Genomic DNA, 14564 nt, shown 5'->3' with positions numbered 1-14564 from the left:
CCATACGCCATGCAAGCGCCTAACGTTACCACAGCAACAAAGCCACAACCCAGAGAGAAAACACATGGGGGCTGAAGGGCCATTGGAAAGCGACCAGGGGAGAGGCGGCAAAGGGGGCGGGAGCGGCCAACAATGGCTTGTGGGTACGCTCCCCCAAGGGCAGGTTGCGCGGCGCGAGCACGTGAGGGCCCCTCCCGCCCTCCCCCTGGCAAAAGGCGGCGTGCCCGGTTGGGTTGGTCTCCCGTGAAGAGCACCCACCCAGACCATGCACGCCGCCCAGCTTATGTTTTACTTAACCCGATGCCTAAGCACCCCGTGATGGATGTTAAGACGCAACCCTCCGCCCTTTAGACAAAGCGATGCGGCTTATCCGCCCTGCCCCATGCAGGGTCCGATGGTGGTGGAGAGGGGGCATCCCTCCCGTTAGGGGTTGCTGTTCGTGGATCTGCTGTGTGGGCGGGTGTGGCGACATCCCGCTGCTCCAGGCGCTCTTTGAGGGCGCGCACCCCCGGTGCGATACCTCGGGAAAAGGCACGAATCCCCTCTGCCATGGCGCGACCAGCGGGGGCCACATCTTCCGCCTCGACCCCGATGGCGTGGTGCGCCTGCTGCTTGATAAGCGGACTATGCTCCCCGCTTACAGCGGTCTCCACCACCGGGCTGAGCTGGGCCTGTCGCGGCACCAGCTCGGGACGGAACTTGAGCACCGCCTGCGTGAGCGAACTCAAACCCGGCTCTTTTTGCAGATCCGTGCGTGCCATCACGGCCCGGGTCATACTGTTTAAGCTGTTCATATCAATCATGACCCATGCTCCTGCTGAGCTGCCTGCAACTGTTCCACCTGGGCGATCAACCCCTGTACCGCCCCCAGCAGCAGACCTGCCACATCCAACATATTCAGGGTTACGCCATCCCCCAACCCGGTAACCTGCTGCCAATCTTCGGCATAGGGCCCCACATGCACGGCGTCATCATCCGGCACCATGGCGGGATTATACCGCCACGCCTGCACCGGCAGACGCTTAACCGCATCCAACATATCCTCGGCGGCCAAATCGGCAAAGTGCTGTTTAAAGCGGCGGGAACTGATCCACGCCCCACCAATGGCGCCCAAACCGCCAATAACCGCCCCTGTGGTCGCAGCATTGGCCGCCCGTGCCGAGTTCGCCGCCGACACCTGGGCATTGTAGTTATTTTGAATGGCCCCCATCACATCAGCGGGGGCCACACTGTATTGACTGGGCGCACCAAAACTGGGCGCCTGGATGGCGGGTGAACCCTGCAAAATCGCCGACAACTCGTTCATGGGCTGGGTGCGTTGGAACACCATTTCCTGGATCTCGTCATTGCGCATTTGGCGTCCTAACTGGTACTGCTGGCTCGCCTCTGACGAACCCGCCAGACGCGCCCGCGACTCCAACTCCGCATAGGCTTCATGGCTCTGTTCCTGAAAATCCTGCATCGCTTGACGGTAGGCGCGGGAGTCCAATCCCACCCCTTGCTGGATCAACCGATCTTGCAACTTGGATTGCTCATTGGCCGTACGTTTGTCGAGAAACTGGCTGCCATGGGCGTAGTACTCCTGCATGGCCTGATTGCGCGCCTGCTCTAGGCTGGCGCCATTGGGCACTTGAGCCACCCCATCCAGGGAGAAGGGACCCGCATCAATCTGCCCCATACGGCCCATGGCAATCTGCGCCAAATTGGCGGCAATGGCCTGCTGATCCCCATAAGCCCGCTGGGCATCCTCAGAAAGTGTCACCTTCATGGTGCGGTCGGGGGTGCCGATCTCACCGCTCCAATCCAACACCCCATAAGGGGTCTCTTGACGAAACTGGTTAACCTTGGCGGATTCATTAACCGCCTCTTTATTGGCCGCCGCTTGAGCATTGGCGGTTGCCACCGGATCCGGCGCCGCCGGCATGGCAGGTGCTGATTTACCCATACGTTATCTCCCCCGCCCTTACATGTAGCCCAAACGTTTCATGTTGTGGATAATCTCCTCACGCAAGGTGCGGTTTTGCGCGCTACCCTCTGCCTGGGCAGCACCCAAAGAGCCACTGACCATCTTATTGGCCCGCGCTGCGGCCCGCGCCCGGCGCTGCTGTTCCGACTCTTGCACCGGCTGCGCCACCGTCTCACTACGCATCTGCAACTCGGGATGATTCGCCAGGGCTTCAGCATACAGGGCTGGCAAATCAAACGGCTTACCCTGCTGGAGCTGCTGGGCCATCTCGCCCTCTAACAACGTGCAAAAGGGACGCTTGGGCTGGCCGGAGGCATCCACTTCATCGCGAAAGGCCTCCCACTGCCGTTCCAATTTGTGGGCATCGGCGCGACGCTCCATCCAGGCCATACGCGCTTCCATCTGCTCAAGCTGCTGCATCACCTGTCGAGCCATGGCATGCTCCGGGTTCGGCAGCGGTGCAACACCCGCCCCTTGTACCCCATAGGCCGCAGCGGCATCCCCCCCGAGCTGTGGCGACCGCTCACCCGCATATGCGGGGGCGGCGGGCGAAACCCCTTGCTGCGCCTGCCCGTGTGCCTGCCCTTGTACCAGGGCCTGTAGATCCAACCCCACATGGCGGGCAAAGTGCTGGATATAACCATGGGGATCGGTGCGGGTCATTTCATGAATATCCAGCAGCTCCCGCAAGCCCTGGACACGGGTTTTCCCCAAGCTTTGCAGCAGATCGTCTTGCCGCTTCATCAACTCATCCAGCTCTTCATAGTCGCTAAGGGTCATTTCTCGTTCAATAATAATGGCCTGAGCCTGCTCGGGCAGCTGCAAAAACAGCGCCTGCCAATGCTGCCATGCCGGGGGAATAAGGGTCTCCTGAGCAAGCTCCTGCCCATAACCTTGCGGCCCCTGCCCACTCTGCACCAGCGGTGCCGGGGCAACCCCACCCGACATACGCCCACCTGGCGGATAGGCGGCCTCACCATACTTGGCGGCGATGGCATTATGGTTGTTGATGATCTCTTGACGAAGGCTGTTTGAATTCTGCATGTCCATACTCCAATTGGGTTTAATGGGGGCATCCTCTGTTTGCCCCTTGATTGACACCAGGCAAGGCCATGATCTGGCCTTGCCCATCGCGCCCCCTCGATCCCAGGGGTGCGCTCCCATGGCGGCGCCCTGGCCGCCGCCATAAAAAAACCCGCCACTGGCGGGTTAACCAAAACCTATTGTTTATCTAGTCCAAAAGCGCCCAGACAGCCCCCCCTACACGCAGCGCTCAGCATCATGCGCCCCCATGCAAAGCGGCCCTCAGCCATTCAGGGGGGAGTGTGCGTAACAAACGCACCGATTGCTCTGGGGAGATCCCTTGTAAAAGCTGGCTCAGAGCCTGAGCCAACCCAGGGGGCAGACCGGCCAAAGCGGACGGCAGTTGCCCCGCACCACCCGGCCCCGTGTCTGCCTGCCTCCCCTGCGCAGCCCCCCCTGCGGGCAATCTTGCCACTGCGCTGGGCGCGGCTATGGCCGTCGTCAGCCCAGCTTGGCCGCCCCCCTGGGCCACGCCCAGCTTCTGCTCTGCGGGCAAGGGTTGCGCTGGAGAAGCTTCGAGCTTCTCCAACATGCCATCAAAGGCCGACTCCAAACCGCGAATATCATCAAAGGAGCGCAAGCCAAACTTAAACAGCTCCACCACGGCGGGCATCAATTGGGGCACCTGTTGCAGCATGGGGATGGATTGCTGAAACATCATGCCAATGTGGCGCACGGCCTCCAACCGCGCCCCCTTCTCGGCCAAACGGTCGCCGGTAAGGGTGGAGTCGGTCTGTATATCAATGGCATACAGACGCACCCCGTCATTCTGCAAAAGCTGCAAAGCCTGGGCGATGGGCACATCTCGATTGGCCTCTGCCCCCACCATTTTTGCAATGGTTTGGGGCTGAAAGTGCTCCACCATAATCTCCCCCACCATACGAAACAGATCCCGTACAAAGCGCTGCACTTGGCTTTGTCGCTCCTGCAAACGCCGCCCGCCCCACTGGGATTTAATGGATTGGGCGGTGGCCGTCTCACTGGCTTTACTCACACCCCGCACAATGTCCGAAATTCCGGTGATCTCATAGATCACCGACTTAATGCTCTCACGTACCGAACTGAGCACGGTAATGGCCTGCACCACATCGGTCAGGGGCAGATACTCTATCTGCCCCCGCAACCCGCCCCGTTCGCCAAACAGCGCCCAGTTATCCACCGGGATCAACTGGTTGCCCGTCGATTGCAACAGCGAACCGATGCGATCCCCCAACTCACCATTGTAGACACCAGAGACCTTCACCGCCCGCGTCAGCAGGCTTAGCCGCTCGGTGATTTGATCCAATTCTATGGCTTGATCCTGGTAGAGCAGATAGTCGGGCACGGGAATCATACTATCGGTACTGCGGGTCGCCAGCAGGGGCCGGGGACAGGGAAAAAATCCCTCCAGGCCCAAGGGATCGGGCTCCCAATCCAGTAAAATCCCTTTGTCGCTACCATCCAACCAATAGACACTGCTACTGGCACGATCCCAGATCTCCCACACCGCCCCTCGGTTTTGCGCCGCCAACATCGAGGCCTCATTGCGTTTGCCCTGGGGCAGAAACGCCAACGGCACCTGCTCCCCTTTTTGCCCAAACCGTTCTATGAGCGCCTCTTTGGACATATAGACCCGCCGCGCCACCCAAGTGACCTCTTTCCAATGACGGGCAGGTTCGTGGACAAAATCGGTCCAGTGCAGGTGGACCACCTCCACACTCTCATCGGTAATCAGCGGCACCGGTTCACCATCACGGCCCGGCTCGCTGCCCTCAATTTGGGGTCGATACTGCACCCAGGCCACTCCCCGCCCCGGCAATAGATAATCTTGCACCACCCGCCACATCGCCTCATCCAGATCCATCCGGTCACAGGCCACATGCAACAGCCGTTCGACAATCTCCGAGGCACTGCGGGCGATGGCATCACCATCGCGAAAGCGTCGATGCACTTGGGGTTTTGGCGTATTGCTATAGAGGGTGGGCCGAATGGTTTCCACATTGCTCCACAAAATATTGGTGCGTGAAACATTGCGCTCCTGCACCCCACGACGTTCATTTAGATAGCGCTCAGTCACCGCCCTACCCTGCTCCCGCCACTTTTCACCCCCTTTCAGAGCCAATGTGATCTCCTCCTGCCAACGCTTAGCAACACCCTCTTCATCCAACATAATGGACTCTTTTTTTTCCATGTTGATTGCCTCACTCTCTGGTGCCGCAGGGTGTTGTTGCATGCTCTAGGCGATGCCAACCATAAAAAAAGGCCCCTCCTTGAACCGGAGAGACCTTTTTTAAACAACCCATGTGCTGCACACGCTATGATCTATCAATGAACGCCATTAAACCGTTGCCCGACCGGTTTTTCCGACCCTATAGAGGTTAGCATAGATCCTCTGCCCATCCCGCGTCAAGCATTTTTTTACCATTAATGTTGATATAATCCTTTTTTTCCGTTTTATAGCTAAAATACTGCTGTACTTTAACATCCCCTTTTTTTACGCTGCACACCCGCCGCCACCCAAGCGGCCACAAAAAACTCACCCCGGTTGAGCAACAACCGGAACCCCCGCTCATCGGCCACCCCAACCCCCTTGACCGAACGAGCGATGGGCTCTTGGAGCACATAGCGGTTAATCAAGGCCCGCGCTTCATCCTCGGCCCCATGGCGCAGCATGTGGGAGACCGCCTGTTCCACCAGCTCCACCATAGGCTCAAGAGTATGATCCATAAGCGATCCACGCCCACCATCGATACGGGCCCCGCCGTTCATCAAAATACGCCCTGTCGCCGAAAGGCTTGCATGCCCCCCTTGCAGGGAGCGACGACTGCTCCCCCCCCAACGCTCCAACAAGAGCTTGGCCTGTTCTGAAATTTTCATACCTGCACCCACTCTTTTTGCCTTTTAGAACTTGGCCGCTACCAACCGTTAAGGCTGTTTTTTACCATTTCAAACCATTTTTATAAAGCATTTTATTTCTTTTCGCCTCCGCCACGCTCACGCAAACCCCAAGCAAGCCACGTCGATCTAACCCTTCGACCACACCCTACCTGTTCCCACCGGCTAAAATGGGGCACAATAGAGGCCATCTCCTTGACGGTGGTTGGCTGCGCACCAACCGTCCTAACCGCGATCCACAGGAAAGCTTTTATGTACTACGCCATCGTTGCCCAAGATATCGAGAACAGCCTATCCCTACGGCAGAGCGCCCGCCCGGCCCACCTTGAGCGTCTCAAAGCGTTACAGGCCCAGGATCGTTTACTGGTTGCCGGCCCACTACCCGCTGTGGACCGTGAAGATCCTGGCGAGGCTGGGTTTACCGGCAGTGTGGTGATTGCCCAGTTTGATTCCCTCAGCCAAGCACAAGCGTGGGCGGCGGCTGACCCCTATGTTGCGGCGGGGGTCTATGCCCAAGTCAGTGTTAAACCCTTTAAAAAGGTACTCCCTGCTTAGGGAATGGCACCCGATTTCCCAACCAAAATTTAGAACAGCTCTTGTAAAACAAATGGGTTGATTTTTTTGACGACAAAATCCACCAAAAGGAGTTCGGCCATGACCCCTCGCGTATTGATCCCCATTGCTCCGGGTAGTGAGGAGATGGAAGCCATCACCATCGTCAATATTTTGCGCCGTGCGCAGATTGATTGCACCCTGGCAGGCACCGTAGAGGGGCCGATCCGCTGTAGCCGGGGCAGCGTCATTGTGCCAGACACTACCCTGGAGGCGGTTATGGATATGCCCTTTGACCTCATCGCCCTACCCGGTGGTCAACCGGGCACCACCCATTTGGATGAAGATCCACGCATGCACACCCTGCTACAGCGCATGCATGCCGAGGGCAAGTTTATCACCGCCATCTGTGCGGCCCCCACCATCCTTGCCCACGCGGGCCTGTTGACGGGGAAAAAGGCCACCTGTTACCCCACTCTGCTCGACACCCTGCACGGTGCCGAAACTGTCGCCATCCATGGCGTGGTGTGCGATGGTAACATTATCACCTCAACAGGTCCCGGCACGGCCATGGATTTTGCCCTGACCCTGGTAGAGACCTTGGTTGGAAAAGCGCAGCGGATGCAAGTAGAAGAGGCCTTGGCACGCCCTTAACGGCATTGGCACAGCAAGGGTTGATCTCTCTTGCTTGGCACGGGAGCGAGGCCCTCTGTCGTTGGGTGTTGCAGGTTAGCCACGCAAGCGTAAAACGGCCTTGGCTACGGCATCCAACCTGCCCATGCAACCGCACCCAGCGCTGGGTGGATCGGTGCAAAGCCCAGAACGCACCCATTTTCTCTCCGTCAAAGGAACATCTGCTGGATTTTGTAGCATTTCAACCCGTACAATGACCGAAGCTACTGTAGAACCCTAGGTAAGGCCATACCCCAACCGGAAGGTGTGCCATGTTAAGCGATGATGAGCTGATTGCTGACCTGAAAAAGCGGTTTGACGCCAACAAAAAAGCGCTCTACGACCTGCGCACGGTTACCCGTAAGCTTGAGGAGGTGAATAAAAAACTTGCTAGTTCTGAAGAACTTAAAAGCCATTTTATCGCCCACATGAAAAATGAGATCAACAATCCCTTAAGCACCATTTTGGGCATGGCCCAAGCCATGAGCACGGGTCGCATTCAGGACCCCGAGCAGCTCAAGAGCTTGAGCGCAACCATTTTTCATGATGCTTATGACTTGGACTTTCAGCTCCGCAACATTTTTGCGGCGGCAGAGGTCGAAGCGGGGGATACCTTGGTGGAGACTGTCACCACCGACCTAAACGATGTTATTCGAGATGTGCTGGAAAATTTTGACCACCTCTTGCGCGCCAAACAGATCCAGCTCACCCTGCCAGAAAGTTTGAGCCAACCCCGCCCCTTTGTGACGGACACCACCAAATTTCGGCTTATTCTGAGCAACCTACTCTCCAATGCTATTGAGTTTAACCAACCCGGCGGAGAAATTGTTCTTACCCTGGGTAGCGAAGATCAGGACGCACCGCTACTAACGCTCTACAACAGTGGAGCCACGATCCCAGAAGCCTCTCTCCATGATATTTTTAACCGTTTTACTCAGCTAGACACCGGTACCACCAAGGTCCACCGGGGGCATGGTTTGGGTCTCTCTATCTGTAAAGCGTTGCTGGATTTACTGGGCGGCGAGATCACCGTGAAAAACCAAGCCCAAGGGGGCGTCGAGGTCTCAATATGGATAAGCTCTTTAGAACACAACGGCCAAGAAGGGGGGTTTAGTCTGGATGGTGATCTCTTTTTTGATGATCAGATCGAGGCTTTTTAATGGTAGCGGGCTCCGAGATAGGCACCCATTTTTTACTGCCTGGCACCCTCTATGCCAAGCCGGGCGTGCATCGCATAACCACCGTACTGGGCTCCTGCGTGGCCATTTGCCTATGGGACCAACGCCGCCGCGAAGGGGGCATGAACCATTTTAAGCTGCCTTTGTGGAATGGTGACGGTCTGCCCTCGCCCAAATTTGGCAACATCGCCACCGAAAAGTTGTTAGAAAATCTCCTGCTCATGGGTTGCGACCGCCGCCAAATGCAAGCCAAGGTGTTTGGTGGTGCCGCAGTATTGAACCATCAGAGCGGTCTGCTTAACGTGGGCGAGCGCAACATACAGGTCGCCATGGATATGTTACGCCAATTTAAAATACCGGTTACAGCCCAGGATTTAGGTGGGGAGATGAGCCGTAAAATTGTGATGGACACCAGCACCGGAAGCATCTTGATGAAACGCGCCAAAAACGCATGAGCGTGCCATTTTCCCCTTATGACGGAGAGATTAATTGATGGATGCCCTAACCGCTTTAGAAACCCGCCGTTCGATCAAGTTATTTGATCCCCAGCACACCTTGAGCGAAGCCGAAGAACGGCGTCTTTTAGAGTTAGCCAAACTCTCCCCCACCGCCTTTAATCTGCAACACTGGCGCTTTGTGTTGGTGAAGGACCCCGCGCTGCGCCAACAGTTACGGGCCCTTGCGTGGAACCAAGCCCAGGTGACGGATGCCTCTCTCTTGGTGGTGGTGTGTGCTGACCTCAAAGCGTGGCAGCGTTACCCGGAACGCTGCTGGAGCCATGCTCCAGAGCAGGTGCAGCAGCCCTTATTGAAAGCCATTGATGGGTTTTATCGGGAAAATGAGGCCTTGCAGCGGGATGAAGCCCTACGTTCTTGCGGGATTGCCGCGCAGAGTTTAATGATCGCGGCCAAAGCCATGGGTTATGACAGCTGCCCCATGGATGGTTTTGATTTTGATGCCGTCGGCGAGGCAATTAATCTGCCCGATGATCATATTGTCACCCTGTTTGTAGCCATTGGCAAAGCGGTAGAACCAGCCCGTCCCCGTGGCGGTTTGCTCGATTATGAGGATGTGGTGATTATCGACCGTTTTTATCCCTAAGCCCCACCTTTGTTTAAACCGCCATCCCTGTTCGTTGCGCAGGGGTGGCGGTGATTCCGGGCGCTATGGCCAAATACCCAACTGCCGCATGCGGCGCTGGAGCAAAAACAGACCCAACAGCCCCAGCAGTTGTGCCACCATTAATCCGGCGTAGACCACCACCATTTCATAACGCCCTTGGTGCATACCAGAGATTGCGGCCATTTGGTATATCTTAGAAAAAAACATCAGATTAAAGAGGTTAAGCAGCGCGATCCCTAGACCAAGCCACCGGCTAGGCCCCGCCGTCAAGGGCAACAGCAAGGCCGAAACCGCCAGAAAATAGCCCCCCCACAAGGGAATAAAGCCTGCCACCGCCATAAACAGCGCCACCCAACCCGCCATCGCTGACAGGGGCAACAGCGGAGGTTGTGGGGTGGTTGCCCAAACATTAAAACGGTGCAGCATGTCAACCCAACTTTCTCGCAGCTAAGCCGCCACGGTGGCAACAAGAGATAACCCTCAACGCCTGGACCTCTCACCCTCAGCGCGCCACTGGGTTACGCGTAGCTCCCCGACATCCAGAGCACAGGAGAGATGCCACCGGTGGGTTACACCCCACCTAAGCTCGGCATCGCCCACCCCAACAGCGCAACAAGCAATCCTCACACCATTTACGCTTATTCTGAAAATTCATCCGGGTACAACGGGCATGACTACTAAATTTTGACCAACCGTGTTAAAGTGACCATTGGTTGTTTGAATGGTTATACAGAAACTGTATAAACACCGGAATTTGTCTCACTTTATACGAGCTCCGTAGGGGGGGTTGTGCCTTGCGTGCGCAACCTTACTGCGACAAGCTTGGCGCCGCTGTGCTAGGCTAAAGGATCCGGTCACCTTATACAGGACTGTTCAGGTTTATAGGCGCGCAGATCTGTTTTTTTACGAGGGACGGTCTTAAATGGACTTCTCATTTGATGGTCAACATCTTCTTCACCATCTGGCCGATGGCATCATTATCCATGAGCAGGATATGATTCTCTACGCCAATGAGATTGCCCGCATTATGCTGGGCACAGAGATCCACACGGATCTAACTCAAAGCCTCTTTTCACTCCGCATTGACCCCACCTGCCGGGAAGCTTGGTTACACAACGGGGCCAACCATAGCCACGAGGCCGACAGGGTTAAATTGGTCGACCTCAAACTGCTGCCCGAAGCCAAACCCTTTACGCATGTCGAGGCATTGACCATCCCCTTTCAGGGTAATGAACGGCTGCTGGTCACCACGCTGCGGGATATTAGCGAGAAAAAACGTCAAGAAGAGCGTATACGCCATCAAGCCAACTATGATGCCCTTACCGGCCTGCCTAACCGTGGCCTGTTTTTAGACCGTTTAAAGCTGGAGCTGGCACGGGCCAAACGTACCGACGTGCGTGTCGCGGTGATGTTTATTGACCTAGACCGCTTTAAGTGGGTCAACGACACCCTGGGTCATGCGGCGGGGGACGATCTGCTGCGAGAGGCCTCCAAACGGCTGCTCTCTTGTCATCGCCAATCGGATACCGTGGCCCGCATGGGGGGGGATGAGTTTACGGTTATCCTGCCCGACATGGCCCGTGGTCCCCATGCTGAGCGGGTGGCGGCGCAAATTTTAGAGCAACTCGCCGCCCCTTTTACCCTGGAGGGTCAGGAAGTTACCATCTCAGGATCGGTGGGTGTCACCATTTTTCCCGACGATGCGGACAACCTGGATGATCTGCTTAAAAACGCCGATACTGCCATGTACCGGGCCAAGTCCCAAGGCCGCAACGCCTACCGTTTTTATACCCCCGACATGCATGCCGAGGCGATGGCCCGTATGGCCCTGGAGCGGGAGCTTTCCAGTGCGGTAGAAGACCAAGAGTTGGCGCTCTGTTATCAACCGATTGTTGATCTTAATACCAATCGAATCGCCGGGGCTGAAGCCCTGTTGCGCTGGAACCACCCCACCTTAGGGGCGGTCTCGCCTGAGGTGTTTATACCCATTGCCGAAGAGATGGGGTTAATCGCACAGATTACCGAATGGGCCGTGCGCGAGGCGTGTACCCAAGCCTGCCAATGGCGCAGCCAATATGGTACGGCCAAAGATTTTTTTATCTCGGTCAACCTAACCTGCACCCGCTGCCGGGAGCTTTCCACCGACGACAAAATCCCCTCTATCCTGGCCGAGACCCAACTGCCCCCCCACGCGCTGGTGCTTGAGGTAACCGAGACCATTTTGGGCGAAGACCCCCCCAAAGCGATGGCAATGCTTAACCACCTGAAACAGATCGGTGTGCGCTTATGGCTGGACGACTTTGGCACCGGCTCATCCTCATTAAGCGTGTTGCGCAATCTGCCGGTTTGTGGGGTTAAAATTGACCGTACCTTTGTACCCGATGCCCTTAATGATAAAGAGGCCGAGGTGCTGGTCACCACCATCATCAACATGGGCCGCAGCCTTAACCGCATTTTGATTGGTGAAGGGGTGGAAACCGAAGCCCAACGCCTCTATCTAGAGGGCAAAGGGGTGCAACTGGCCCAGGGCTATTTTTTTGGTAAGCCCTGTTCTGCCGCCGAATTTCCCGATCAATTTTTTGACCACTGATCCTCACCAAATATTGCGCGTAAAGGCGCACCATGGGCCGCATTGCTGGGGCGGGCTTGTTACCTATGACGGCGGGGGGCGCAATCCGCAGCGAGACTACAACCGCAAACGCCCCAAACGCAGAGCGTTGCTCACCACCGTCACACTGGACAGCCCCATGGCCGCCGCCGCCCATGCGGGCTCCAACATCACCCCCCACGGTACCAACACCCCAGCGGCGATGGGGATGAGCAACGCATTATAACCAAAGGCCCAAAACAGATTTTGCCGAATATTAACCAGCACCGCCGCCGACAAAGCGATGGCGCGCGCCACCCCTTGCACATCCCCCCCCATGAGAATAATATCGGCGCTCTCCATCGCCACATCGGTGCCACTGCCTAGAGCAATACCCACATCGGCCCTGGCCAAGGCAGGGGCATCATTAATACCATCCCCCACCATCGCCACCACCAACCCCTGCCCCTGCAACTCTGCCACCACCTGCGCTTTACCATCCGGCAGGGTATCGGCCCGTACATGGCTTGCCGCAATACCCAACTGGGCCGCCACCACCTGAGCGGCCTTGGCATTATCCCCCGTCACCATATAGACCGCACAGCCCCGCGCCTGGAGCGCCGCCACCCCTGCCGCACTCTCTGCTTTAACGGCATCTGCCACCGACAGCAAACCCGCATGCTGCCCCTGCCAAGCCACGTGAATCACACTCTGTCCCTGCTCGGCCCACATGGCAGCCTGCGCCATCAAGGTGGGATCCAGCCCCACCCCACGCTGTTCCAGAAGGATGCTCCGCCCCAATAAAAGCGTCTCTTCTCCCACTTGGCCCTGCATACCATAACCGGTCAACGATTTAACCTTGCTGGCTGCGGCTGGCACCACCCCTGCCTCGCCCAGCCCCTTCACCAACGCCTGAGCAATGGGGTGCTCCGACTGGGCCTCCACCGCCATAACCCCGGCGAGTAAAGCGGCCGCGCCCTGATGGTTAACCAATACCGGTGTGCCACAGGTCAGCGTGCCGGTTTTATCAAAGATCACCGCATTCACCTGCTGGGCCCGCTCCAGCACATCCCCACCGCGCATCAACATACCCAACCGCGCGGCCCGGCCCGTGCCAACCATCACCGAGGTCGGCGTGGCCAACCCCAACGCACAGGGGCACGCCACAATCATTACCGCAATAAAATGGGTGAGACTATGGGTAAAAGGGGCCCCCAACAGCAGCCACCACACCAGCAATACCAGGGTTGCCAACGCCAAAATAATGGGCACAAACACCCCGGCAATGCGGTCGGCCAACCGGGCAATGGGCGGTTTAGCCCCCTGGGCTTGACGCACCATGGCAATAATCCGTGCCAGTGCGGTATCTCCCCCCACCCGGCTGGCACGCATGGTAAAGGGAACCGCCCCATTTAGGGTGCCCCCACTCACCTCATCCCCCAGCCCCTTTTGCACGGGTAGCGGCTCGCCGGTGAGCATGGCCTCGTGCAGATAGGGTTCGCCCACCTCCACCACCCCATCACTGGGCACCGCCGCACCTGGATGTACCAGCAACCGATCTCCCACACGCACCTGCGCTGCGGCTATGGTTTCGGTACCACCATCCTCTTGCACGCGTAGGGCGGTTTGTGGGGTCAGGGCCAGCAAGGCTTGAATGGCCCCTGCGGTTTTCCCCTTGGCTCGGGCCTCCAACCATCGACCAATCAAAATCAGCACAATAATCATGCCTGCGGTATCAAAATAGAGGTGCCCACCCTGCCCGGCTTGGCTCCACCACTGGGGAACCAGAGCGATGCCCACAGAGGCCACATAAGCGCTCAATGAGCCCACACTCACCAGGGTATTCATGTTGGCGCTACCATGTTTGAGCACCTGCCATGCCCCCCGGTGAAACCCCCAGCCCGACCATAACACCACCGGTGTCATGCAGACCCCTTGCAACAGGTTGCGCCACCCTTCATCCAGCGTGGCTACCCCTGGCAACCAACCGTGCATCATCGCCATATTCACCAAAACCAATAGCGCCCCCACCACCAAGCGGTGCTGCAACTGGCGGATCTCCCGCTGTTGCATGGTTTGGGCACGCGATTCGACCTCGCCCTCTTGGCTGGCCAGCAGCGAATAACCCACCCCCTGCACCGCCTGCTGAATGGTTGTCTGGCTCACATAGTCGGGAATCAACGTGACCAACAACGCCCCCGTGGCAAGGTTTGCCGCCACCCGTTCCACCCCGGACAGTTTGGCCACCGCCTGCTCCACTTTGGTTACACAGGAGGCACAGGAGAGCCCCTCTAACTGAAACGTTTGGGTGATGCGCGGCACGGAAAATCCGGTCTGTTTAACCAGCTTTTCCAACCCTTCCAGGGTGACCACGCCCTCAATCCGGGCTGAGGCTGTCGCCAAATTAACACTGGCCTGGGTCACACCCGGCATGCTCTCTAAACGGCGCTGCAAGCGGCTGGAACAGGCCGCACAACTCATGCCTTCGATGGGGAGTTGCATAACAGAAGGAGACAAGGACATAACACAA

The 14564-nt window shown here is 57.4% G+C and carries 13 protein-coding genes; 6 read left to right on the top strand and 7 right to left on the bottom strand.

The window, feature by feature from the left end; all coding sequences use genetic code 11:
- Positions 1-347: 347 nt before the first annotated feature.
- From MMC1_RS05205 to MMC1_RS05185, 5 genes are all read right to left on the bottom strand, one after another.
- Positions 348-803: a hypothetical protein gene (locus MMC1_RS05205; RefSeq protein WP_011712690.1), complete on the bottom strand. Its 456-nt coding sequence runs from the start codon at positions 801-803 to the stop codon at positions 348-350.
- Positions 800-1945, bottom strand: coding sequence for a tail fiber domain-containing protein (locus tag MMC1_RS05200; protein ID WP_011712689.1), 1146 nt, complete (start codon positions 1943-1945; stop codon positions 800-802). The genes MMC1_RS05205 and MMC1_RS05200 overlap by 4 nt, the downstream gene beginning before the upstream one ends.
- An 18-nt stretch (positions 1946-1963) precedes the next feature.
- Positions 1964-3010: a hypothetical protein gene (locus MMC1_RS05195; RefSeq protein WP_143711365.1), complete on the bottom strand. Its 1047-nt coding sequence runs from the start codon at positions 3008-3010 to the stop codon at positions 1964-1966.
- 235 nt (positions 3011-3245) lie between these two features.
- Entirely contained in the window at positions 3246-5261 is a 2016-nt protein-coding gene (locus MMC1_RS05190) for a hypothetical protein (RefSeq protein WP_011712687.1), read from the bottom strand.
- A 245-nt stretch (positions 5262-5506) separates the two neighbouring features.
- Positions 5507-5905: a hypothetical protein gene (locus MMC1_RS05185; protein WP_011712686.1), complete on the bottom strand. Its 399-nt coding sequence runs from the start codon at positions 5903-5905 to the stop codon at positions 5507-5509.
- A 270-nt stretch (positions 5906-6175) separates the two neighbouring features.
- On the opposite strand from MMC1_RS05185, the gene MMC1_RS05180 reads away from it, so the two are divergent.
- The 5 genes from MMC1_RS05180 (at position 6176) to MMC1_RS05160 (ending at position 9426) form a co-directional block, all read left to right on the top strand.
- The gene (locus MMC1_RS05180) at positions 6176-6478 is read left to right on the top strand and encodes a YciI family protein (protein ID WP_011712685.1); all 303 of its coding nucleotides are present in this window, start codon (positions 6176-6178) and stop codon (positions 6476-6478) included.
- Positions 6479-6577: 99 nt separating this feature from the next.
- Positions 6578-7129: a DJ-1 family glyoxalase III gene (locus tag MMC1_RS05175; protein ID WP_011712684.1), complete on the top strand. Its 552-nt coding sequence runs from the start codon at positions 6578-6580 to the stop codon at positions 7127-7129.
- Between the two features lie 290 nt (positions 7130-7419).
- Entirely contained in the window at positions 7420-8307 is an 888-nt protein-coding gene (locus MMC1_RS05170; RefSeq protein WP_011712683.1) for a sensor histidine kinase, read from the top strand.
- Positions 8307-8780 carry a chemotaxis protein CheD gene (locus MMC1_RS05165; protein ID WP_011712682.1) on the top strand — a complete coding sequence of 158 codons (474 nt, stop codon included), beginning with the start codon at positions 8307-8309 and terminating at the stop codon, positions 8778-8780. Before MMC1_RS05170 ends, MMC1_RS05165 begins: the two co-directional genes overlap by 1 nt.
- A 37-nt stretch (positions 8781-8817) precedes the next feature.
- Positions 8818-9426, top strand: coding sequence for a nitroreductase family protein (locus MMC1_RS05160; RefSeq protein WP_011712681.1), 609 nt, complete (start codon positions 8818-8820; stop codon positions 9424-9426).
- A 63-nt stretch (positions 9427-9489) separates the two neighbouring features.
- Here the strand turns inward: MMC1_RS05160 and MMC1_RS05155 are convergent, their stop codons facing one another.
- Positions 9490-9873 (bottom strand): hypothetical protein, encoded by a 384-nt coding sequence (locus MMC1_RS05155; protein ID WP_011712680.1) that lies wholly within the window; start codon positions 9871-9873, stop codon positions 9490-9492.
- 496 nt (positions 9874-10369) lie between these two features.
- Between MMC1_RS05155 and MMC1_RS05150 the strand changes: the two genes are divergently transcribed.
- Entirely contained in the window at positions 10370-12037 is a 1668-nt protein-coding gene (locus MMC1_RS05150) for a putative bifunctional diguanylate cyclase/phosphodiesterase (RefSeq protein WP_011712679.1), read from the top strand.
- 96 nt (positions 12038-12133) lie between these two features.
- Here MMC1_RS05150 and MMC1_RS05145 read toward each other — a convergent pair whose 3' ends face one another.
- Positions 12134-14557, bottom strand: coding sequence for a heavy metal translocating P-type ATPase (locus tag MMC1_RS05145; RefSeq protein WP_011712678.1), 2424 nt, complete (start codon positions 14555-14557; stop codon positions 12134-12136).
- Between the last annotated feature and the right edge of the window lie 7 nt (positions 14558-14564).

Origin of the sequence: Magnetococcus marinus MC-1 (assembly GCF_000014865.1) — a bacterium.
Taxonomy (GTDB): Bacteria; Pseudomonadota; Magnetococcia; order Magnetococcales; family Magnetococcaceae; genus Magnetococcus; species Magnetococcus marinus.
The sequence above is the reverse complement of the archived record's forward strand: the minus strand, read 5'-3'. Positions and strand labels throughout refer to the sequence as shown.

What these genes read in the sequence shown, in the direction of transcription:
- MMC1_RS05145 (WP_011712678.1), bottom strand. Translation starts at nt 14,557, where the DNA reads ATGTCCTTGTCTCCTTCTGTTATGCAACTCCCCATCGAAGGCATGAGT.
- MMC1_RS05170 (WP_011712683.1), top strand. Translation starts at nt 7,420, where the DNA reads ATGTTAAGCGATGATGAGCTGATTGCTGACCTGAAAAAGCGGTTTGAC.
- MMC1_RS05205 (WP_011712690.1), bottom strand. Translation starts at nt 803, where the DNA reads ATGATTGATATGAACAGCTTAAACAGTATGACCCGGGCCGTGATGGCA.
- MMC1_RS05200 (WP_011712689.1), bottom strand. Translation starts at nt 1,945, where the DNA reads ATGGGTAAATCAGCACCTGCCATGCCGGCGGCGCCGGATCCGGTGGCA.
- MMC1_RS05190 (WP_011712687.1), bottom strand. Translation starts at nt 5,261, where the DNA reads ATGCAACAACACCCTGCGGCACCAGAGAGTGAGGCAATCAACATGGAA.
- MMC1_RS05175 (WP_011712684.1), top strand. Translation starts at nt 6,578, where the DNA reads ATGACCCCTCGCGTATTGATCCCCATTGCTCCGGGTAGTGAGGAGATG.
- MMC1_RS05185 (WP_011712686.1), bottom strand. Translation starts at nt 5,905, where the DNA reads ATGAAAATTTCAGAACAGGCCAAGCTCTTGTTGGAGCGTTGGGGGGGG.
- MMC1_RS05165 (WP_011712682.1), top strand. Translation starts at nt 8,307, where the DNA reads ATGGTAGCGGGCTCCGAGATAGGCACCCATTTTTTACTGCCTGGCACC.
- MMC1_RS05180 (WP_011712685.1), top strand. Translation starts at nt 6,176, where the DNA reads ATGTACTACGCCATCGTTGCCCAAGATATCGAGAACAGCCTATCCCTA.
- MMC1_RS05195 (WP_143711365.1), bottom strand. Translation starts at nt 3,010, where the DNA reads ATGCAGAATTCAAACAGCCTTCGTCAAGAGATCATCAACAACCATAAT.
- MMC1_RS05155 (WP_011712680.1), bottom strand. Translation starts at nt 9,873, where the DNA reads ATGCTGCACCGTTTTAATGTTTGGGCAACCACCCCACAACCTCCGCTG.
- MMC1_RS05160 (WP_011712681.1), top strand. Translation starts at nt 8,818, where the DNA reads ATGGATGCCCTAACCGCTTTAGAAACCCGCCGTTCGATCAAGTTATTT.
- MMC1_RS05150 (WP_011712679.1), top strand. Translation starts at nt 10,370, where the DNA reads ATGGACTTCTCATTTGATGGTCAACATCTTCTTCACCATCTGGCCGAT.